Below are 22,163 nucleotides of genomic sequence, written 5' to 3' on the forward strand. Positions count from 1 at the left end.
AGTCTTTATGCACAGCCGACTTACCCCCCTCGCCGGTGCCTTGCGCACCTTTGTATTCGGTTTATCCATTGCCACGGCCAGCCAAGGCGCATTCGCAGCCTCAGGCAGCGAGCATGCCTACAGCATTGCGCCGGGCAGCCTGGACGCGGTGCTGGGCAGTTTTGGCCAACAGTCCGGGGTAATGATCGCGGTGGATTCGAGCCTGACAACCGGTATGCGCAGCAGTGGCTTGAGCGGCAACTTTGCCGTCGACGAAGGCCTGCAACGGCTGCTCGCCCCGCTGGGCCTGCAGGCGGTCACTGACGGCGACGGTTACCGGGTTATTGCCAGACCAGCGCAAGGCAACGGTGAACTGCAATTGCAGGCCACCCAGGTTACCTCCAACCAGCTTGGGACCATTACCGAAGGCAGCGGCTCGTATACCCCCGGCACCATCGCCACGGCCACACGCATGGTACTGACGCCACGGCAAACGCCGCAGTCGATCACCGTGATTACCCGCCAGCATATGGATGATTTCGGCCTCAACTCCATCGACGAGGTGATGCGCCATACCCCTGGCATCACCGTCTCGACCTTCGACAGCGAGCGCACCAACTACTATGCCCGCGGTTTCTCGGTGGAGAACTTCCAGTACGACGGCATTCCCACCCTGCGCAACTCGGCGTACTCCTCGGGCCAGACCCTGAGTGACATGGCCATCTACGACCGCGTGGAAATCCTCAAGGGCGCCACGGGCCTCTTGACCGGTGCCGGAGCCCCGGGGGCGACGATCAACCTGATCCGCAAAAAGCCGACCCGCGAATTCAAGGCCAGCATCGATGTCGGTGCCGGCAGTTGGGATAACTACCGCACCCAGGTTGACGTCAGCGGCCCGCTGACCGACAGCGGCAACATTCGCGGCCGTGCCGTGGCGGCTTACCAGGACAAGCACTCGTTCATGGACCGCTATGAGCGCAAGACCGGGGTCTATTTCGGCACCCTCGAAGCCGACCTCAGCGATGACACCCTCCTGACCCTGGGCTTTGATTACCAGAACAACGACCCCCACGCCTCGGGCTGGTCGGGCAGTCGCCCGCTGTTCGACCGCAACGGCGAGCGTATCGACGTCAAGCGCTCGTACAACAACGGCGCCAACTGGAGCCGTTGGGAGCAGACCACCCAGAGCGTGTTCGCGACCCTGGAGCACAGCTTCGCCAACGGCTGGGTCGGCAAGGGCCAGTTGACCCATCAGGTCAACAGCTACGATGCGCCGCTGGGTTCGGTCATGAGCGGCCCCTTCCCGGCCACCGGCCTGTCGTCGATCTATGCCAACAAATTCACCGGGAACACCCGCACCGACGCCGCCGATGCCTACTTCAGCGGCCCCTTCAGCCTGGCTGGCCGCGAGCATGAACTGGTGATCGGCGCATCGGCCTCCAGCGCCCACTGGCAAGGCAAGGACTACGGCAACCCGACCTTCCTCAGCGCCAACGTCATTGATTTCTGGAACTTCGACGGCAAGACCACCGAGCCGGACTGGGGCGCACCGACCCAATACAACGACACCACCACACGCCAGACCGCAGGCTACATCAGCGCACGCTTCAACCTGACCGACGACCTTAACCTGCTGTTGGGCACACGGCTGGCCAACTACTGGCTGACCGGGGATTACCACACCACCGAGACCGGCCGCCTCGTGCCTTACGTGGGTGTTACCTACGACCTGAACGACAACTTCACCGCGTATGCCAGCTATACCGACATTTTCATGCCGCAAACCTACAACCGCGATCGCAACAACAAAGTGCTTGAGCCCGATGAAGGCAAAAACTACGAAGTGGGAATCAAGGGCGAGTTTTATGGCGGCAGGTTGAACACCAGCCTGGCCTATTTCGAGGTACATGAAAGCAACCGCGCCGAACCGGACGCCGAGTACAACGCCGATCCGACCAACCCGTCGATCCTCTATGCATCAGTCGGCACCAAGGCCAAGGCCAAGGGCTTCGAAGCCGAGATGTCCGGCGAACTGGCACCGGGCTGGCAGGCCCAGGCCGGCTTTACTCACAAGGTCATTCGCGGCAGCGACGACGAAAAAATCTCGACCTGGGAGCCCGAGGACCAGTTGAGCCTCTACACCACCTATAAATTCAAGGGGCCGCTGGACCGCTTGACCATCGGTGGCGGCGCGCGCTGGCAGAACCGCAGCTGGCAGAACATCTACAACCGCGCCAAGGACCAGTACCAGGACTTCAGCCAGGACGCTTACTGGCTGGTCGATGCAATGGCCAAGTACCAGGTCAGCGAGCACCTGTCCACCACACTCAACGTCAACAACCTGTTCGACAAGCAGTACTACACCAATATCGGCTTCTACAACACGGCGTATTACGGTGACCCGCGCAATGTAATGGTCAATACCCGCTGGGATTTCTAAGGCGCACTCTTTGCGCCCGCTGGACACTCAAGCACTGGCCCAGCGCTACTCGAGATCTCCCAATGGAATAATCTGCGCGCTGCCATGGCGCACTCCGCGCTCGGCCATCACCTGGCGCGTCAGTTGCGCCACCTCGCCGACCGTGCCCTTGAGCACCGAGACTTCCATGCACTTGCCCTGGTCCAGATGCACATGCAGCGTCGACAGGGTCAGGTCATGGTGCTCGTGAAAGGCCGTGTTCAGACGCTTGGACAGCTCCCGGGTGGCGTGGTCATAGACGTAACTCAAGGTTGCCACGCAGGCACTTTGCGGGTCGCCCTGCTCCGGTTCCAGCAGGCCGGCGCGCAACAGATCGCGGATGGCCTCGGAGCGCCCCTGGTAGCCGTGGGTGCCAACGCGCTCATCAATTTCGGCCAATAAAGCATCGTCCAGCGAAATAGTGACCCTCTGCATCTAATCGGCCTCGCAGTTATGAACTTTTGACATAGACTTCATACCCAGCATCTGATCAGGCCACTGGCCATCAACTGAGGGAGACGCAGTGTGAAGCAGTCATGGACTAAAAAACAGCTGACCTTATGGATGATTGGAGCCTGCCTGAGCGCAGGCTTGCCGACTGCATGGGCGGGCGATGCGGCCCCCACACTGACCTACTCGTGGCCAACCAATGCCGGGCCGCTGGACCCTCGCGGCTATTCGCCGAACCAGATGTATGCCCAGGCCATGGTCTATGAACCGCTGGTGCGTTACACCGCCCAAGGCACTCTGGAACCCTGGCTGGCCACGTCATGGACAGTGTCAGCAGATGGCAAGACCTACACCTTCACCCTGCGCGACGGTGTGACCTTCAGTGACGGCAGTTCGTTCAACGCAGCCGCAGCCAAGGCCAACCTCGACGCGGTGCTCGCCAACAGCAAGCGTCATCAGTGGATGGAGCTGGTCTCCACCCTGGAGCGTGTCGAAGCACCGGACGAGCACACCCTGGTGCTGGTGCTTAAACACCCCTACTACCCGACCCTGATGGAACTGGCGCAGGTTCGCCCGTTGCGCTTTGCCGCCCCCGAGGCAAAGCCCGGCGTGCCGGTGGGCACCGGGCCCTGGGTACTGACGCAAACCCGCCGTGGCGAGTTCGACCGCTTCGAGCGCAACCCGCACTACTGGGGGCCCAAACCGGGCTATGGTTCGGTACTGGTGAAAGTCATCTCCGACCCGGACAGCCGCGCCATAGCCCTGCAAACCGGTGAAATCGATCTGATTCAGGGTGCCGACGGCGAAATCTCCCCCGGTACCTTTGTGCGCCTGCGCGATTCGGGTTTCAAGACGGCCATATCCGCACCGCTGGCCACCCGTACCGTGGCAATGAATACCGGCCTGGCTCCGACCAATGAACTGGCCGTGCGCCAGGCGATTAATCAGGCCGTGGACAAGGACACTATCATTGCCAAGGTGCTGCATGGCCAGGAGCCGCGGGCCGATGCGCTGTTCGCCAGCAACATGCCGTATGCCGACCTGGGCCTCAAGGCACTGCCCTACGATCCCGAACAGGCCAAAAAAAACCTGGAAGCGGCAGGCTGGAAAGTCCCTGAAGGCAAACGCATTCGTGAAAAAAACGGCCAGCCGCTAAGTATCGAACTGGTGTTTCTGGGCCCCAGTGCCCTGCAAAAAAACCTCGCCGAAATCATTCAGGGCGAACTGGCCAAGGTCGGCATCGACGTCAAGTTGCGCGCCGAAGAAGACGGTGCCCTGGTGCAGCGCCAGCGCGAGGGCAAGTTCGGCATGATCTTCGCCGATACCTGGGGCGCTCCCTATGACCCGCACTCGTTTGTCAGCTCCATGCGCTACGCCGGACACGCCGACTACATGGCCCAGCTCGGCCTGCCGATGAAGGCGGCCATCGACCGGAAAATCGCCGAAGTACTGGGCGAAACCGACGAGGGCAAGCGCGCTGACGATTACCGCGAGATTCTCACCACACTGCACGATCAGGCCGTGTACCTGCCGATCTCACACCTGACGGCCATCAGTGTCAGCGGAAAAAACGTCGACAATGTTCAATTCGGCAGCACGCTGTTTGATGTGCCGTTCGAAGTGATGCACCCCACCACAGGGAAGCCATAAACCATGCTGCGCTATATTATCCTGCGGCTTGTGCTGCTGATCCCGGTGCTGCTGGGGGTGTCACTGATCGTCTTTGTCCTGCTGCACCTGGGCAATGGCGACCCGGCCCTGGACTACCTGCGCCTGTCGCAGATCCCTCCAACCGACGCCGCGCTGGCCGAGGCACGCCACGCACTGGGCCTGGACCGGCCACTGCCCGAGCAGTACCTCACCTGGCTGTGGAACGCCGTGCACCTGGACTTCGGCACCTCCTATATCACCGGGCGCCCGGTGCTCGATGACATCCTCTATTACCTGCCCGCCACCCTTCAGCTGGGTGGTCTGGCGCTGCTTGCCACGCTGGTAATGAGCATTCCGCTGGGTCTGGCGGCGGCCCGCTGGAAAGGTCGCTGGCCCGACCAGGTGGTGCGTTTCATCACCTTTATCGGTGTTTCCATGCCCAATTTCTGGTTGGCTTTTTTGCTGATTGCATTGTTCTCGCTGTGGCTGGGCTGGCTGCCGCCGATGGGCCGTGGTGGTCCGCAGCATCTGCTGATGCCGGTACTGGCGATTGCCCTGATGTCGATGTCGATCAACGCCCGCCTGCTGCGCGCCAGCCTGCTGGATGTGCGTGAGCATCGACACGTGTTCTATGCCCGGGCCCGTGGCCTGAACGAAAAGCGTGTATGGCGCGACCATATCCTGCGCAATGCCTGGATGCCGCTGGTGACCGCCACCGGCATGCACATTGGCGAGTTGCTCGGAGGTGCCCTGGTGATCGAAACCATCTTCGCCTGGCCCGGTGTTGGCCGCTTCGCGGTCAGCGCCGTGCTCAACCGTGACTTCCCGGTGATGCAATGCTTCACCCTGCTGCTGACCACACTGCTGGTGCTGTGCAATCTGGTGGTGGACATCTGCTACGCCTGGCTAGACCCGCGCACACGTTTCTCGGGGGTGATGGCATGAGCGCAATAGCGGCGGTCTATACCGGCAAAAAATACGGCGCGCGCATCGGCTACGGGCTGGTTGCCCTGCTGTTGCTGATGGCGCTGTTCGGCCCCTGGCTGGCACCCTACGACGCCACTCTGGTGAATCTGGACGAGCGTTTGCTGCCCGCCAGTACCAGCCATTGGCTGGGCACCGACCACCTGGGGCGCGACGTGCTCTCGCGCCTGATCGTCGGTACGCAACTGTCCCTGGGCAGCGTGGTGCTGGTGCTGGGTCTGGTACTGGTGCTGGGCGTGGTGATTGGCGGTATCGCCGGGATAGTCGGCGGCAAGCTCGACATGTTCCTGATGCGCCTGTGCGACATGTTCCTGACCTTCCCGACCCTGGTGCTGGCGTTTTTCCTGATCGCCTTGCTGGGTACCGGCCTGACCAATGTGATCATCGCCATCGCGCTGTCCCACTGGGCCTGGTATGCGCGGATGGTTCGCGGCATGGTGCTGGCCCAGCGTAACCGGGATTATGTGCTGGCTTCACGACTGGCCGGTGCCTCGCGCCTGACCCGGCTGCGCCAGCATGTGATGCCCAACGTCGTGGGGCAACTGCTGGTGCTGGCGTCGATGGACATTGGCCACATGATGCTGCACGTCTCGGGCTTGTCCTTTCTGGGTCTGGGCGTCAGCCCGCCAACCCCCGAGTGGGGCGTGATGATCAACGATGCCAAGGAGTTTATCTGGACCCAGCCGCAGTTGCTGCTGTGGGCGGGCCTGATGATCTTTATCTCGGTGATGGCCTTCAACCTGCTGGGCGACGCCTTGCGCGACCGCCTTGACCCCAGCGTACTGGCGGAGATCAAGGAATGAAACACACATTGGTGATTCGCGACCTGACCCTCAAACACCGGCAACGCACCCTGGTCGACCGGGCCGAACTGACCCTCAGGGCCGGCCAGGTGCATGCGCTGGTCGGTGCCAGCGGTTCAGGAAAATCGCTAACCAGCCTGGGCATCCTCGACTTGTTGCCTCCTGGCGTACACAGCAGCGGCGCCACCCTGTTGCTGGATGGCCAGGTGGTGGATGCTGCGCAATTACGCGGGCGCGAAGTGGCATTGGTGCTGCAGAACCCGCGCAGCGCCTTCAACCCGGTGCGTTCCCTGCGCCAGCATGCCCTTGAAACCCTCCAGACCCGCGACCTGCACGGTGCCGAGGCCGAGCAGCTGATTCAGAGCACCTTGCAGGAAGTGGGCCTGCACGATGCTCAACGGGTGCTCGACTCATTTGCCTTTCAACTGAGCGGCGGCATGCTGCAACGGATGATGATCGCCCTGGCTCTGCTCGCCGACAGCCGTTTTTTGCTGGCTGACGAACCTACCAGCGATCTGGATGTTGTGGCGCAGGCACGTTTTCTCGACCTGCTGGAACGGCTGGTAGCGCAGCGCAACCTTGGCGTGCTGCTGATCACCCATGACATGGGCGTGGTGGCGCGCTGCGCCGATCAGGTCAGCGTCATGGCCCACGGCCGTATTGTCGAACAGGCCGATGTTCACCGGCTGTTCAATTCACCGCAAAGCCAGGAAGCACGCACGCTGCTGGCAGCACACCACTCATTGACAATGGAGAGCTGCGCGCCATGAGTTTTATTCAGGTACGCGACCTTGAGCACGGTTACAGCGCTGGCGGGCTGTTCAGCAAACGGCATCGGGTACAGGTGCTGAGCGGCTTGAATCTGGACCTGCACGAAGGTCAAAGCCTTGGCCTGCTGGGAGGTAGCGGCAGCGGTAAAAGCACCCTGGCGCGCCTGCTGATGGGGCTGGAAAGCGCCGACCAGGGCAGCATTGTGTTCAAGGGTCAGCCTCCGTTTTTACAGCGTGTGCAGATGGTCTTTCAGGATGCCCTCAGCGCTTTCAATCCCCAGCGCAGCATTGGCTGGAGCATTGCCGAGCCTTTGCGCCATCTTTCAGACATGGACGCCTCGGCGTGCAGGGCCCGGGTTGAGCAATTGCTCCAGCAAGTACAGCTTGAGGCCCGTGACATCGACAAGCTTCCGGCACAACTGAGCGGCGGGCAACTGCAGCGCGCCGGTATTGCCCGGGCCATGGCGATCGGCCCGCAGCTGATTATCCTCGACGAAGCCCTGTCCAACCTTGACCGGGTGCTGCAAGTGCAGATTCTGGATTTGCTCGCACAGGTACGGCGCGAGTCGGGCACCGGTTTTTTGCTGATCACCCATGACCTGAGCCTGGTGCAGCGTTTTTGCCAACGGGTGGTAGTACTGGCAGACGGCAAGCTGGTGGAAGACCTGCCGGTCACGGCGCAGATGCGCTTTACTCACCCGGCTGCGCGAACCTTGCAGGAGGCGGTGTTGCCGGCGATGCCCAGGGCCAGGAGCGTTCGTGAGCCGCAGTTGCAGGCCTGAAACGGCTAACACCCACAAACCGTAGCAGTTGCCTCGTTCCTTCGACAGCGGCTACAGGAAACTGCAACTGTGGGAGCGAGCAGGCTCGCTCCCACAATAGGGCTTGACCTGTAACAGAGTATCGACAAAGTTTTGCTTCACGTTCCGCTTTTAACCTTGCTCCACACCCGCGTGCGCACCCGTTCAAGCTTGAGCGGCAACGGCTCCAGCGGGAACAAAGTGGCCATGACTTTCTCGTCAGGGTAGATATCCGGGTTGTCGCGCAACGACGGGTCCATCAGTGGCCTGGCGTCCTGGTTCGCATTCGGATATTTGAGGTAGGCCGAAGTCCGGGCTATCACCTGCGGGCGCAGCATGTAGTCGATAAAGGCCAGCCCCTGCTGCGGGTTGGGCGCGTCGTTGAGCAACACCATGCTCTCAACCCAGATCGGCGCCCCTTCACGGGGGATGCTGTAGCGGATGTTGCGCCCATTGCCGGCCACCTGCGAGGCGGTTTTGGCGTCTTGCACCCCGCCCGCCCAACCCAGCACCACGCAGACGTTGCCATTGGCCAGGTCGGTAATGAATTTCGACGAGTCAAAATAGCGGATATAAGGACGTAACGTCAGCAGCAACGCTTCGGCCTTGGCATAGTCCCGGGGGTCGCTGCTGTTGTATGGCAAGCCGAGGTAGTGCAAGGCGATTGGAATGATTTCACCGGGGGCATCGAGCATGGCTACACCGCACTGGCTCAATTTGCTCAGGTTCTCGGGCTTGAAGATCAGGTCCCAGGAATCCACCGGCGCATCCGGCCCAAGTATCGCCCTGACCTTGTCGACGTCATAACCCACCCCGGTAGTGCCCCACAAATACGGCACGGCATAACGATTGCCGGGGTCATTGCTCTGCATCTTGGCAAGGATGGCCGGGTCCAGGTGTGCGAGGTTGGGCAACTGCCCCCGATCGAGTTCCTTGAGCACCCCGGCCTTGATCAGGTTGGGTAGCAGGTCACCGGTGGCCACAACCACGTCATACCCGCTGCGACCGGCCATCAGCTTGCTTTGCATCACATCGCTGTTGTCGAACACGTCGTACATCGAGCCTGTGCCGGTTTCGGCCTGGAAGTTTTTCATCGTGTCCGGAGCGATAAAGTCGTACCAGTTGTAGATATTCACCTGAGGTTCGGCGGCGTGAACCAGGCTGCAACCCAATAGCGCAGCCAGGGCAAGTCCCGTCGTGTTTTTAGTCTTCATTGGCTGGCTCCGATCAACAGTTCGCGACGCCCGTCCGAGTGCTCAATCTGTTCACCCGACAGCAGCAAGCGACGATCCTTGAGGTAGTCGTAGTCACGCCGGGCAGCCTTGAGCTGATCCAGATCCAGCGCTACAACATGGCGAATCTCATCGCGCCCGGCCTCGAGCAACACCCGCCCGAACGGATCGACCACCATGCTGCCACCCGCGAACACCAGCCCGTCATCCCCGCTACCGACGCGATTGACCATCACCGCAAACGCCTGGTTCTCCTGGGCACGGGCCATGATCGAGGTACGATGCACCGGGCCGTAGGGGTCCATATTGCCGTTGGTGACAATGATCAGTTCAGCCCCCAGTTGCGCCAGTGCTCGGCCGGTTTCCGGCAGCTCAATGTCATAACAGATCAGCAGGCCAACCTGCACACCCTGCCAGAGCACGGTGGTAAAACGGTCGCCGGGGGTAAAGTCGCCGCGTTCACTTGGCCACAAATGGGTCTTGCGGTACTGCAAGGCGATCCCCTCGGGCGTGACCAGTACCGAGGTGTTATAGAAGGTGCCGTGATGATTTTCCGCCAGCCCCACCACCACACTGACTCCACGTTCGCGTACGGCCTGCAATACCGCACCCAGGGTCGGGCCGGTCAATGGCTCCGCCACCTGCGCCAGTTGCTGGCCGCCGACAAAGCCGGTCAGGTGGGTCTCCGGGAATACCAGCAGCGCAGTATCGTCAGCGCAGCTGGCGATGGCGCTCAATGTACGCGACAGGTTATAAGCGGTGTCGCCGTCACGGCCTGCCAGTTGCACCAGTTCAATGTTCATCTCGGATCCTTGCAGGGTGGGATGAGCCGAGTATGGTGCGCGGCACCGCGCCAATAAATGACTTCGATGGGGTAACACCCGGTGGGTAGTGAGATGAATCTGACCTTGCAGGATGTGGCCTGGCATGACGCGATGGGCCGCGTGATCGAAACCCTGGACCGGCCCAATTTCTGGACTGCGCTGGTACGTTTGCTGGGCCGCTATGTACCCGTGGACAACTGGGTGGTGCTGATCTACAGCGCCGGCAAGCCACAGGTTCTGGCCGAGTCCCCCGGTGCAGACGGTGGCATGGATTCGCTGTTCCAGGACTACCTCAAGGGGCTTTACCTGCTGGACCCGTTTTATATCGCCAACCGTGAAGCACCGCAAAGCGGCTTGTTCCGCCTGCAGGACGTGGCCCCCGAATGCTTTGAACAGACCGACTACTACCAGCGTTATTTCCGCCTGAATATCGTTACCGACGAGGTGCATATCAATGTGCAACTCGACAATCAACGCACCCTGAGCCTGTCACTGGGCAGCCAGTGCCGTTTCAGCCTGGAACAGAGTGCATTGCTGGGGTTGGTGCAGCCGTGGGTGGCCGCCTTGATGCGCCAGCGCCTGGTTTTTGAGCGCGACCCCAAGGAGGCACCGGAGCTCACGCCCAACTGGCAAAGCCGCCTTGAAGCGGCTGCCGAGCAGTTGACCTCGCCGTTGACCGCACGCGAAATGGAAGTCGCCCTGTTGCTGCTAAGTGGTTGTTCGAACAAGGAAATCGCCCGAAAACTGGCAATCTCTGCGGAGACCGTCAAGGTCCATCGCAAGCACATGTACGGCAAGTTGGGAATCAAGTCACAGTCCGAACTGTTCTCGCTGTTTTTGCAGGCGCAAGAATAAAAAGCGCTTAACGTGGCAGCGCCTCGCAGTGTAAGTTTGGAAATGTTTTGTTTCACTTACTTCATGTTTCCATCCAACGACCTGTACAGGAACGCCCTGCAAAATGGACTTTTCACTTAAACAACTGGCCGCTGCAACCATGATGATGGCCAGCCTCGCTGCGTTCAGCACTGCAGCCCACGCCACCATCACCCCGCAACAGAGTGCTGTCATCCTCAAGACGTTCAGCGACACCCATGTCACTGACTTCCGTCAGTTTCTGGGGGCGTTGGCCAAGAGTGAGCTGGCGCAAAAAGATAATCTCGGCCCGACCATCAGCGCCTTTCTCGACAACAAGGCACTGGCCCCCGAGCAACAGAACGAGATCTATCGCCTGCTGGGCCTGTATACCCGGCTCAAATACGGCAAGGCGGCTACCGACACCCTGCGTGAACTGGTGGCCATCCCCACCGTCAACCTGGACGACGTGCCCCAGTACGAGAACCCGCAATTTCTCAAGATCGCCGACAAGATCAAGGATCTGGCCAAGGCCTTTAACCTGAACTTTCGCAATATCGACAACCGTGTCTATGAAGTCTCCCTCGAAGGCAGTGGCGATGAAGTGGTCGGTATTCATGCCCACGCCGACGTAGTGCCGGTAACCCCGGAAAACTGGGTACTCAAGGACGGCACCCAACTTGACCCGTTCAAGGTCACACTGATCGGTGACCGTATGTACGGGCGCGGTACGGAGGATGACAAAAACGGCATCGTGGTGGCGATGTACGCCATGAAAGTCATCAAGGAAGAACAACTGCCACTGGCCAGGAACTTCAAGTTGCTGATCGACACCACCGAAGAAACCAGCGGTGATGCCATTCCTTATTACTTCGAACACAACCCGGTGCCCAACTACAACCTGGCGCTGGATGGCGGCTACCCGGTGGTGATTGCCGAAAAAGGCTACGGCACCGTTATGGCCACCTTTGCCCGGCGCAAGGGCGAAGGCCAGGGCGCCGAAATCGTCTCGCTGACCGGCGGCATGGCGACCAACCAGATCCCGTCGACGTCGGTAGCAACCCTGGTGACCGACAAACCCGCCGAACTGGCGGCCAGCCTGAACAAGGCCGGTGCAGAATATGCCAAACGCAATGGCGGTGATTTCGAGGTCAATGCCAAGGTGGTTGGCAAGGATGTCGTGCTGACCGTAACCGGGGTTTCTGCCCACTCCTCAGAGCCCGAGTCGGGGGTCAACCCGGTGGCACGGATGCTCGACTTTATCAGTAGCGTCGACGGCCCTATCGCCCTCAAGCACAACCACATTACCGACGCAGCGCACTATGCTGCCGACAACTGGGGCCTGGACTACAAGGGCGGCAAGCTGGGGGTCGGTTTTGCCGATGACTTTATGGGGCCGCTGACCACCTCACTGACCTTTGTGGGGCTGGACGACAAAGCGCTCAAGCTGGCGGTCAACCTGCGCGTGCCCAAGGGCAAGTCGCCGGAGGCGCTGAAAGCGCAGATTGCCGAGAAGCTGACAGTCTGGAGCAAGAGTCAGCAGGTACCGGTGAGTTTCGAGTACTCGATTGCCGAGCCGATGTACCGCAACCCCGAGGGTGAGTGGGTCAAGGCGCTGTTGGCGGTAGCCAGCGAAAACCTGGGCATGGAGCACACGTACGGTACTTCGGCGGGTGCAACCTCGGTGCATGAACTGCCTAATGGCGTGCAATTCGGCCTGGCCATGCCGGATGTGAAATACACCGGGCATACCGATAACGAGTTCAAGACCGTAGAGCAGTTCATGCTGGACCTGCAGATCGTCACCGAGATGATGGCCCGGGTGGGGCAGTTGCCGAAACTGTAAGGGCAAATCCCCGTAGCAGCTGCCGAGGAACGCAGCCTCGTTCCTATGGCAGCTGCTACGCAAGGTTGAGGCAGCCCTCAGGAGGCTTTCCAGCCCACCTGCTGCAACGCTGCCAGCAACCGCTCGGGCTTGAGCGCCAGCACGGTATTGCCACATCCGCTCAGGTCATCCGCACCGAGCATGGCATTGAGTATCGCCTCCTCTACCGCATCCGCCGCCGCCACAAACAGCGCCGAGATGTAATCGTTGTTGACCATCTGCAATGCCGTGGTCGGCTCACCCGGATGGCCGAAGTTGGCCGCCGGCAAATTGCTGTTGCCCACCGCAAAGGCAATAAAAATATCACCGCTGGAGTCTTCAGTGCCGCCCCCCACTCGCGCCAGCCCGACACTGGCACGCTGCGCCAGACGGGTACACTGGTGCGGCAACAGCGGCGCATCGGTAGCGATGGTTATCACGATCGAACCCATGCCCGGCACGCCCACATTTTTCTCGCTCTTAAACGGGGACGGTACGTCATCCAGCACGGTACCCACCGGGTAACCCCCCACCCGCAAGGCTTCGCGCACACCATAGTTGGCTTGCACCAGCGCACCGACGGTCCAGCCCCCCTGCTCCGGGCTCAACACTCGCGAGGAAGTGCCAATGCCACCCTTGAACTCGTGGCAGATCATCCCTGTGCCACCGCCCACATTGCCCTCCTGCACAGGGCCTGTCCTGGCATCCTGCAGGGCAAGTTGCACATGCTCGGCCGTGACATGCTGGCCCCAGATATCGTTCAGCGTGCCGTCGTAGGTTTCCAGCACCACCGGCATGCACCAGTAGGTGTGCTGCTTGCCCAGCTCACGCTCGGCTGCCACCAGCGCATCGCGCACCACGCCAACACTGTGAGTATTGGTATAGGCAATCGGCGAAGTCAGCAAACCGGCTTCGCGAATCCACTCCAGCCCCGTGGCGTCGCCGTTGCCATTGAGCACATGCACGCCGGCGAAGCAGGGTTGCAGGTGGGTGGCTCCCGCACGCGGCTCAATCACGGTGACACCGGAATGGATGGAAACATCGCCGTTTTCAACGTTGAGGGTGTGATGACCCACTCGCACACCCGGTACGTCGGTGATGGCGTTGTACGCCCCCGGGGTGCCCGAACCGATGGTGATGCCAAGCTCACGGATACGCATGGTGCTTTCTCGTCGTTCGATTAAGTGCAGCCAGTGTAAGAACCTGGCCGGCACTTGACGATAACCCCCATGCACTACCTCCGAGGGGTTACTTGTCCGACTTGATGCTGGTCCACACCCGGGTGCGCACGCGCTCCATTTTTTGCGGCAACGGTTGCACCACATACAGCGACTTGAGCGCCTCGCTGGTCGGGGTCAGGTTGGGGTTACCGGTGATGTCCTTGTTGATCAGTGCCAGCGAGTCCTTGTTGGCATTGGGGTAACCCAGAAAATCACTGATCCCGGCAATGACCTTGGGCTCCAGCAGGTGGTTGAGAAATTCGTGGGCCTCTTCGACATTTTTTGCACTTTTAGGGATGGCGAAGGTGTCAAACCAGATCGGCGCGCCCTCCTTGGGCAAGCGCCAGTCCACCACCACGCCGTTGCCTGACTCTTTGGCGCGGTTGCCAAACTGGTAGAAGCTGCCGGAATAACCAATGGCCACGCAGATGTCACCATTGGCGATATCCGTCATGTACTTGGCCGAGTTGAAGTAGGTCACATAGGGGCGGACCTTGAGCATCAGCGCCTTGGCTTTTTCATAGTCGGCGGGGTTCTGGCTGTTGGGGTCCAGCCCCAGATAGTGCAGGGCCAAGGGCAGGATTTCCGAAGGCGAATCGAGCATCGCCACGCCGCAGGATTTGAGTTTGGCCATGTTTTCGGGTTTGAACACCAGGTCCCAGCTGTCCACCGGCGCATCCTCACCCAGCGCAGCCTTGACCTTGGCCGGGTTGAAACCGATCAGCACCGTACCGTACATGTAGGGCACAGCGTACTGATTGCCAGGGTCATTGGTGTCCAGCAGCTTGAGCAGCGCCGGGTCCTGGTGCTGCCAGTTGGGCAGCTTGCTCTTGTCCAGCTTCTGGAACACCCCGGCCTTGATCTGGGTATCGAGGAACTGGTTGGACGGCACCACCAGGTCATAGCCCGAATTGCCGGTGAGGAGTTTGGCTTCCAGGGCTTCGTTGGTGTCGAAGGAGTCCCAGGTGACCTTGATGCCGGTCTGTCTGGCGAAGTCCTTGGGCACGGACGGCAGGATATAGTCCGCCCAGTTATACACCCGCAGCTCGCGCTGTTCGGCCTGTACGGCACTGGCCAGCAGCGTCAGCCCACAAACAGTGGCGCTCATCAAGCGTTTCAGAGTGTCCATGGCTCAGTTCCCCGGATTCGGCGTGAGATCGATCGTTGTTATGTTCTGTACACGGCAGCGGCCTGCAAAAGGCCAAGGGCAAGGACGAAGTGGTTTGTTGTTATTGAGTGACGGGGTTGATTCTTGCCGAGAGCCCGGCACGATCACAGAGGGAGGCAGGCCAAAAGGGGACAGTTATGGCCATTGTCGATGTCCGGTTCTATGTCCGGAAAAGCCCCCCTCACCCCGGCCCTGGAGGCCAGAGTGAGGGCGAGCGCACAGGTGGCCCGTTACATGAATCCCGCCCGCAACTCATTCTTCGCCACCTTGTTCGATGCATTCACCGGCAGCGCGTCATGGAAGCGCACCACACGCGGTACCTTGTAATTGGCCATATGTTCACGCGCCCACTGGATCAATCCTGCCTCATCCAGTTGCACACCATGACGCAACACCACGCACGCACACCCTACCTCGCCCATACGCGCGTCGGGTATACCGATTACCGCCACCTGGGCAATGCCCGGATGCTCCATCAGGCCAGCTTCTATCTCAGCCGGGTAACAGTTGAAACCACCGACGATAAACATGTCTTTAAGCCGGTCGGTGATGCGCAGATTGCCCGCGGCATCCTGCTGGCCTATATCCCCGGTGTGCAACCAACCTTCACTGTCGATGGTTTCAGCGGTGGCCTGCGGGTCTTCAAAGTAGCCCTGCATCACATGAAAACCGCGCAGGCAGATCTCCCCCGTGCTGCCCGCCGGTAAAGCCCGGTTTTGCGGGTCACGGATGCTCACCTCGGTGCCCGGAATCGGCCGCCCGCTGGTGCTGGCGATGATCGTCGCCGAGTCAGCAGGGTCGCAAATAGTGGCCAAGCCGCCGCATTCGGTCAGGCCATAGGCCGTGGTCACCACCGCAAAGCCCAGTTCGCTGCGCATGCGTTCGATCAGGATCGGCGGCACCGTCGCCGCGCCGGTCACGGCAATGCGCAGGCTCGACAGGTCGGTTTCGGCCAGCTTGGGATGGGCCAGCATCGACAGGTACAGGGTCGGCGGCCCCGGCAACACGGTGATGCGCTCTGCGGCAATGCGCTGGAACACCGCTTCGGCGTCGAACACCGGGTGCGGCAGGATGGTCGCCCCCGCCAGCAGGCAGGTCAGCCACCCCGCCTTGTAGCCAAAGGCATGAAAAAACGGGTTGATCACCAGATAACGGTCACCGGCCTGTAAACCGATCACCGACACGTATTCGCTAAAAGCCCGAATCGTTTGACCATGGGCGCTCATCACGCCCTTGGGCTTGCCGGTGGTGCCGGAGGTAAACAGCAGGTCACTGAGGTCATCGGAGTTCACGCCGGCAGCACGCAACAGCGCGGCAGATTCGCTGGTGGCCGCGCCCAGGGCCACAAAGCCGTCCCAGTCCAGGCCGGCGGAACTGGCCGCCGGGGTTTCGCCCAGCAACACCAGGCACTTGAGGCTGGCCGGTCGATAGGGCGCGAGCAAAGCCAGGTAATCGGTGCCCAGAAAACTCGGCTGCACAAACAGCAGACGGCTGCCGCTGCGCAGCAAAATATCGGCCGCTTCAGGGCCTTTCATTCGGGTGTTGATCGGCACCATGACCGCCCCCGCGCAATGAATGCCCAGCGCGGCAATGATCCAGTCCCGGCCGTTGGGTGCCCAGATCGCCACCCGGTCGCCCTTGCCAATGCCCTGGGCCATCAGACTGCGGGTGACGCCCAGGGCCAGGCGCGGCAGTTCGCTGTAGTCGATGCATTGGCCATGTTCTTCAATGGCCGTGCGCCCGGCATGCTGCACCGAGGCGTTGAACAGCAGTTGCGGGATCGAGCGCGGCAGGCTCTGTTGCAGGCTGGAAGTCATCGGTCACTCGTCTGGCAGGTTATTCGGGAAAGCACACGCGCAGCTGTTCGCTGCTGGGCACCGATTGGCACGCCAGCACCCAGCCGTCATTGAGTTCTTGTGGGTCCAGGGCATCATTGCGCAGCATCTCGACACTGCCGCGCTCAACCGTACACATGCAGGTCGCGCAGGAGCCCACCAGGCAGGAGCTGGGCGGTTTCAGGCCGGCGCGGTGCATGGCATTGAGCAGGGTTTCGCCTTCGGCACAGGGCACTTCGTACTCCTCCCCGTCCAGGCGCACCGACAGCTGGCTGCCGATCACATCGGTGTTGACCGGTGCCGGAGCGGCCACACTGCCCTCTTCCGGCAGCGAGACAAAACGCTCGACGTGGATGTGCCCGTGCTCCATGCCGATGTCGTGCAAGGCGCTGACGGCCGCATCCATAAACGGGCCGGGGCCACAGATATAGGCCTGGGCATGCACAAAAGGCTGTGCCATCTGCGCCAGTTGTGCCACCGCCGGTATGCCCTGGACCGAGTCCAGCCAGTGGATCACTTGCAATCGTTGCGGGTAGGCGCTGGCCAGGGCTTTAAGCTCGGCGGCAAAGATCACCGACGCTTCATCGCGATTGGCGTAAATCAGCAGGATCCGGCCCGTGCCGGCAATCAGCGCCGAACGCAGGATCGACAGCACCGGTGTGACCCCGCTGCCACCGCCAAACAGCACAAAGTCATTGTCAAAATGCCGCGGTACAAATACCCCGGCCGGCGCCAGCACTTCCAGCTGGTCGCCCTCACGCAACTGCTCACACAGCCAGTTGGAGGCACGACCGTCACGTACTTGCTTGATGGTGACGCGCAGGGGCTCGTCCTCCAGCGGGGTGCTGGAGAGCGAATAACAGCGCGGCAACCAGCCGCCTTCAAAGGGCACGCGCAGGGTCAGAAACTGCCCTGACTTATAGGTGAACTGCTCACGCAAGGCCGCAGGGACATCGAACACCAGGGAACGGGAGTCCGCGGTTTCAGTCACAATTTGCGCTACGCGCAGGGAGAAATACGCCGGTTGGCTCATATCAGATACTCATCACAAACTGGCCGCTGTCGATCCGCAGCTCGATACCACTGATGGCGCGGGACTCGTCACTGGCCAAAAACAGCACGCTGGCGGCGACATCTTCGGGCAGGCACATGCGCCCCATGGGGTCGGCATCGATGGTCAGGCTCCACGGGTCGAGCCCGGCGGGCAAGCCCGCGGTGGTCATCGGTGTGAGGATGCCGTCAGGGTGCAGGGAATTGCAGCGAATGCGGTATTTGCGCCGGCGGCACAACACCGCCACGGTACGCGACAGGGCGGCGACGGCGCCTTTGGAGGCGCTGTAGGCAACGTAATCATCGCGTCCGGCCACCGCCGCAATCGAAGACATGTTGATAATGGAGCCGCCCTCGCTTTCTTTCATCAGGCTTATGGCGGCGCGACAACCCAGGAAGACACTGTCGGAGTTGATGCGCTGCACCCGTTGCCAATCACTATAGGCGGTATTTTCAATATCGCCCTTGAGCAGGATCCCGGCGTTGTTGAACAGGATATCCAGCCGCCCGTGGTGCTCGCGAACGGTGTCGATCACCCGCGCCCAATCTGCTTCGCTGCCCGCGTCATGCTCAATAAACAATGCTTGCGCACCGATCTCTTCAGCCAGGGCCAGGCCACCCGCCACATCGATATCGCTGATCACCACACGGGCACCTTCACGGGCGAGCAGCAGCGCCGTTGCCCTGCCCACGCCACTGGCCCCACCGGTAATCAACGCCACCTTGCCTGCAACACGTGCGCTCATAAGGTCACCCTTGCACTGTCTGTGGGAGCGAGCCTGCTCGCGATTGTTGTGCCAGGCTCGTTCCTGCCTGAGGCGGCAAGGCCGGCACGCCGCCCCGAAAACACGCAGTCGGCCAGGGACAAGCCACTGATATACAGGTGCGACGCCACGCCAATAGCGGTGCGCCCGGCGCTGAACAGGCCGGCAATCGGCTGGCCATCGGTATCGAGTACAGCGCCGTTGCTTTCATCAACTTTAAGCCCGCCCAGGGTCAGCGCCCCCAGCGGAAAGATCGGGTTACCGACGCTGATATCGCAAGCGTAAAACGGCCCCTTATCCAACACCTGGCGGCTGCCTTCAGACTTGCCGAAAGCATCCGGCCCATCGCCCCGGGCACCGGCGTTGTAAGCGCGCAGGGCACCACTCAGCTCCCCCGCCTGCATGCCGCAAACGCTGGCCAACCGGTCCGGGTTGTCACCCTTGCGCACCTTGAGCAGCATCAAGGCCAGTGCCGGCAGGCTCTGGAACCACCAATAGCCCCCGAACAGCGCCTGACGGATTGCCTGTTTGCGCAAACGCGCATCCAGCACCAGCCACGCCTGCCCGCCCTGCTCATCGCACAGCGGCTGGCCAAGGGTGGCGCCGTAGACTTCTTCGTTGCAAAAACGCTGGCCATTGCTGTTGACCACAATGCCCTTGGGCCAGCAGTGCGGCGGGTTGATAAAGCGCCAGGCCGACACCCGGCTCAACCGCTCGCTTCGGGCCCCCACCGACTGCCCCAGCAGCAGACCGCTGCCATCGCAACCGGTAGCGCCCACCTTGAAATTGCGCCTGAAGTTGGGCGCATGATCGCGAATCAGCCCGCGATTGAAGATAAAGCCCCCGGTGCTGAGGATAACCGCGCGCCGGGCCCGGATCAGCAACGGCTGGCCATGGTCACGCTCCAACTGGCTGACTTTGAGGCGCAGGCGGTCGCAGTAACCGGGGGCGAAGTTTTGCAGGCGCTCGGCCCGTGCCGCCAGGCGTGCATGCAAGCGCGCTTCGCGGCTGCCCTCGGGCAGGCTGCAGAACTCGGCACCCACTACCCGCCCGCTGGCATCCACCACCAGCCGACGTGCCGCCGATTGCAACAACGGCTGCACCCCGGCCCGCAGACACGCGGCTTTCAGATGTCCATACAGCACCGCGCCACACTGGCCCTTGCCCACCGTACGATGGCCGCGGGGGGCCGGTGGCCGGGTGCCGGCATGGGAAGGCACCAGCTCATTGCCCGAGTAATACAAAAAATGGCCATCGGACGGGTATGAGGTCTTCCCTCCCGGCGGCACGCTATGGGCATAACGCGCGCCGTGGCTTTCAAGCCAGTCAAGATTGCTGACACTGTCATCGCAGAATTTTTGCAGGGTTGCATCGCTGACTACGCCCTGGGTTTCGTGCTTGAGGTAGTCAAACATCGCTTGGGTGCTGTCGGTGAAACCTGCGGCCTGTTGATGCCGGGTGCCGCCACCGGCGTAAACCACACCACCGCTTTTGGCACTGGCGCCACCGCCGGTAAAGCGGTCCGCCACAATCACCCTGGCGCCATTGCTGCTGGCCTCCAGCGCAGCGCAGGCACCGGCCGCCCCCCAACCTATTACCAGCACGTCACAGGTGTCATGCCAGTCCCCTGCACTCAGGCGCTCGGCCTGCAAGGGCGCGAGAATTTTGCTGTTGCTGGACGTATGCTGTGCTCGGCTCATGACAGTGCCCGCACCTTGCTGCTGGCCGTAGCCGGCACGCTGCTGGCGATATGATTGGCGGCGATATAACCAAAGGTCATGGCCGGGCCCAGGGTGCCACCGGCGCCCGGGTAGCTGGTGCCCATCACCGATGCCGAGCAATTGCCGATCGCATACAGGCCGGGGATCGGCTGGCCGCCCTCACGCACCACCTGGGCATGCTGGTTGGTCAGTAACCCGCCCTTGGTGCCGATATCACCGGCATCCAGGCGCATGGCGTAGTACGGCCCCTTGCGCAACGGCGCCAGGCACGGGTTGGGTTTGATATTACTGTCGCCGTAGTAGCGATCGAAGACGTTACCGCCGCGATCGAAGTCCAGGTCGACACCCGTTTGGGCGTAGCCATTGACCTTCTGCACGGTGCTGTCCAGCCCCTGCGCATCCACGCCGATCTGCATGGCCAGGGCTTCAAGGCTGTCGGCCTTCCAGTTCACGGTGTTGAGCCACTCCTTGCGCAGCCGGCTGTCGGGCATCACCTGGGCCGGCATCAACGGGCCCATGGCGTAGTTGAAGCGAAAGTGCCCGTCGAAGATCACCCACGAAGGCACTGATCGGCCATCAGTCTTGCGATTGTCCTGGTACATGGCGTCGACGAATTCCAGGTACGGCGCCGCTTCATTGACGAAGCGCTGACCCAGGCTGTTGACCACAATAGCCCCCGGGAACGCCCGTTCGGCAAATACGCCGCGGGGTTTTTCTTCGCCGGGTACGGCAATGGTCGGTGCCCACCAGGCCCAGTCCATCAGCGCGGTGGCCGCGCCAATGTGCATGCCGGCCTCAAGCGCTGCCCCGGTATTGTTGCCCGGTGGCGTGGCGCTCCAGCTGGCGCGGGTCGGCTGCGGCAGGAACTTCTCACGCAGCGTCTGGTTCTGTTCGAAACCGCCAGAGCCGAAAATCACGGCGCGACGGGCCTTGAGTTCAAGCACCTTGCCGCCGGTGGCGACCTTGATGCCGCACACCCGGTCACCGTCGAGCACCACATCCTGAAAGTCGGTGTTGAGCCACAGCGGCACGTTGCGATCCATCAGCGAACGACGCAACGACGCCACCAGCGAACTGCCCAACGCAGCGCGGCGGTCGTACTTGCTTTTGCGCCGCCATTTGAAGTCGAGCTTGTAGCGCGCCATCAACTTGAAGATCAGCCATTGCCAGCCAAAGCTGCGCGCCATGGCCTTGTGCGCGTCGCGGGCCGTCCAGGCAATGCGCCCCATCAACAGGGTGGAGGGTGAAGGCTTGCGCAGGTTGGGCAGCTCTTCGGCCAGCAGGCTGGTGTCGAACAGCTCCGGGTCCAGGGTGCGACCACCCGGCAAGGCGCCGGGCAGTTGCGGGTAGTAATCGGGGTATTTGTCGGCCACCGCATAACGCACGTGGCTGTTGGCAGTGAGCTTTTTGATCATCGGCGCGGCGTGATCCAGATACGCCTTCAGGCGCACCGGGTCGCCATGCTCGCCAGTGGCCGCCTTGAGGTACTGCATCGACAGCTCGGGGCTGTCCTGCCCGCCGAGCGCGGCAAAGTAGTGGTTGTTGGGGATCCAGATACCGCCACCGGAAATCGCCGAAGTGCCACCGTATTTATCGCTTTTTTCGACAATCAGGACCGACAGGCCCTGATCAGCCGCAAACAGGGCTGAGGTCATGGCGCCGGCGCCGGAGCCGACAACAATTACGTCATAGCTGGACTGAGACTGATCGTGAGCCGTCATTATTGTTATGCCTTGCGC

18 protein-coding genes are annotated in these 22,163 nt (G+C 61.5%); 8 read left to right on the forward strand and 10 right to left on the reverse strand.

Features of this window, described 5'->3' with window-relative positions; translation table 11 throughout:
- Positions 1 to 7: 7 nt before the first annotated feature.
- Positions 8 to 2,419: a TonB-dependent siderophore receptor gene (locus tag ACP7BE_RS05000; protein WP_426104975.1), complete on the forward strand. Its 2,412-nt coding sequence runs from the start codon at positions 8 to 10 to the stop codon at positions 2,417 to 2,419.
- Between the two features lie 45 nt (positions 2,420 to 2,464).
- Here the strand turns inward: ACP7BE_RS05000 and nikR are convergent, their stop codons facing one another.
- Positions 2,465 to 2,872, reverse strand: coding sequence for a nickel-responsive transcriptional regulator NikR (nikR, locus tag ACP7BE_RS05005; RefSeq protein WP_095000090.1), 408 nt, complete (start codon positions 2,870 to 2,872; stop codon positions 2,465 to 2,467).
- Positions 2,873 to 2,962: 90 nt separating this feature from the next.
- Here nikR and nikA point away from each other — a divergent pair, with 90 nt between their 5' ends.
- The 5 genes from nikA to ACP7BE_RS05030 are packed head-to-tail and all read left to right on the forward strand — an operon-like array spanning position 2,963 to position 7,876.
- Positions 2,963 to 4,537: a nickel ABC transporter substrate-binding protein gene (gene nikA, locus ACP7BE_RS05010; protein ID WP_178127001.1), complete on the forward strand. Its 1,575-nt coding sequence runs from the start codon at positions 2,963 to 2,965 to the stop codon at positions 4,535 to 4,537.
- Positions 4,538 to 4,540: 3 nt separating this feature from the next.
- Entirely contained in the window at positions 4,541 to 5,482 is a 942-nt protein-coding gene (gene nikB / locus ACP7BE_RS05015) for a nickel ABC transporter permease subunit NikB (protein ID WP_095000088.1), read from the forward strand.
- The gene (nikC, locus tag ACP7BE_RS05020; protein ID WP_426104978.1) at positions 5,479 to 6,324 is read left to right on the forward strand and encodes a nickel ABC transporter permease subunit NikC; all 846 of its coding nucleotides are present in this window, start codon (positions 5,479 to 5,481) and stop codon (positions 6,322 to 6,324) included. The genes nikB and nikC overlap by 4 nt, the downstream gene beginning before the upstream one ends.
- Entirely contained in the window at positions 6,321 to 7,094 is a 774-nt protein-coding gene (locus tag ACP7BE_RS05025; protein WP_095000086.1) for an ATP-binding cassette domain-containing protein, read from the forward strand. Before nikC ends, ACP7BE_RS05025 begins: the two co-directional genes overlap by 4 nt.
- Positions 7,091 to 7,876, forward strand: coding sequence for an ATP-binding cassette domain-containing protein (locus ACP7BE_RS05030; RefSeq protein WP_095000085.1), 786 nt, complete (start codon positions 7,091 to 7,093; stop codon positions 7,874 to 7,876). The genes ACP7BE_RS05025 and ACP7BE_RS05030 overlap by 4 nt, the downstream gene beginning before the upstream one ends.
- Positions 7,877 to 8,013: 137 nt before the next feature.
- On the opposite strand, the gene ACP7BE_RS05035 is transcribed toward ACP7BE_RS05030, so the two are convergent.
- Together ACP7BE_RS05035 and ACP7BE_RS05040 are read right to left on the reverse strand one after the other, a co-directional pair.
- The gene (locus ACP7BE_RS05035) at positions 8,014 to 9,108 is read right to left on the reverse strand and encodes a polyamine ABC transporter substrate-binding protein (protein ID WP_426104980.1); all 1,095 of its coding nucleotides are present in this window, start codon (positions 9,106 to 9,108) and stop codon (positions 8,014 to 8,016) included.
- The gene (locus ACP7BE_RS05040) at positions 9,105 to 9,929 is read right to left on the reverse strand and encodes a carbon-nitrogen hydrolase family protein (protein WP_426104982.1); all 825 of its coding nucleotides are present in this window, start codon (positions 9,927 to 9,929) and stop codon (positions 9,105 to 9,107) included. The genes ACP7BE_RS05035 and ACP7BE_RS05040 overlap by 4 nt, the downstream gene beginning before the upstream one ends.
- A gap of 93 nt (positions 9,930 to 10,022) precedes the next feature.
- Between ACP7BE_RS05040 and ACP7BE_RS05045 the strand changes: the two genes are divergently transcribed.
- Positions 10,023 to 10,805 (forward strand): helix-turn-helix transcriptional regulator, encoded by a 783-nt coding sequence (locus tag ACP7BE_RS05045; protein WP_095000082.1) that lies wholly within the window; start codon positions 10,023 to 10,025, stop codon positions 10,803 to 10,805.
- A gap of 103 nt (positions 10,806 to 10,908) precedes the next feature.
- On the forward strand, positions 10,909 to 12,648 hold the full coding sequence (locus ACP7BE_RS05050; RefSeq protein ID WP_095018488.1) for a dipeptidase: 1,740 nt from the start codon (positions 10,909 to 10,911) through the stop codon (positions 12,646 to 12,648).
- Positions 12,649 to 12,725: 77 nt separating this feature from the next.
- Here ACP7BE_RS05050 and ACP7BE_RS05055 read toward each other — a convergent pair whose 3' ends face one another.
- The 7 genes from ACP7BE_RS05055 to ACP7BE_RS05085 form a co-directional block, all read right to left on the reverse strand.
- Positions 12,726 to 13,826, reverse strand: coding sequence for a P1 family peptidase (locus tag ACP7BE_RS05055; protein WP_095024615.1), 1,101 nt, complete (start codon positions 13,824 to 13,826; stop codon positions 12,726 to 12,728).
- Between the two features lie 88 nt (positions 13,827 to 13,914).
- Positions 13,915 to 15,015, reverse strand: a complete 1,101-nt coding sequence (locus tag ACP7BE_RS05060; protein ID WP_095000079.1) for a polyamine ABC transporter substrate-binding protein — start codon at positions 15,013 to 15,015, stop codon at positions 13,915 to 13,917.
- A gap of 269 nt (positions 15,016 to 15,284) precedes the next feature.
- Positions 15,285 to 16,871, reverse strand: coding sequence for a FadD3 family acyl-CoA ligase (locus ACP7BE_RS05065; RefSeq protein ID WP_426104986.1), 1,587 nt, complete (start codon positions 16,869 to 16,871; stop codon positions 15,285 to 15,287).
- 19 nt (positions 16,872 to 16,890) lie between these two features.
- Complete coding sequence (locus tag ACP7BE_RS05070) at positions 16,891 to 17,922, reverse strand: ferredoxin--NADP reductase (protein WP_095038883.1); 1,032 nt, start codon at positions 17,920 to 17,922, stop codon at positions 16,891 to 16,893.
- 1 nt (position 17,923) lies between these two features.
- A complete protein-coding gene (locus tag ACP7BE_RS05075; RefSeq protein WP_095032527.1) occupies positions 17,924 to 18,685 on the reverse strand; it encodes an SDR family oxidoreductase in 762 nt (253 codons plus the stop codon).
- Positions 18,682 to 20,403 carry an FAD-binding protein gene (locus ACP7BE_RS05080; protein WP_426104988.1) on the reverse strand — a complete coding sequence of 574 codons (1,722 nt, stop codon included), beginning with the start codon at positions 20,401 to 20,403 and terminating at the stop codon, positions 18,682 to 18,684. Before ACP7BE_RS05080 ends, ACP7BE_RS05075 begins: the two co-directional genes overlap by 4 nt.
- A complete protein-coding gene (locus ACP7BE_RS05085) occupies positions 20,400 to 22,145 on the reverse strand; it encodes an FAD-binding protein (RefSeq protein WP_426104990.1) in 1,746 nt (581 codons plus the stop codon). The genes ACP7BE_RS05080 and ACP7BE_RS05085 overlap by 4 nt, the downstream gene beginning before the upstream one ends.
- Positions 22,146 to 22,163: the final 18 nt, after the last annotated feature.

It is taken from the genome of Pseudomonas sp. TWR1-1-3 (assembly GCF_049896805.1).
Lineage (GTDB): Bacteria > Pseudomonadota > Gammaproteobacteria > Pseudomonadales > Pseudomonadaceae > Aquipseudomonas > Aquipseudomonas bubulae.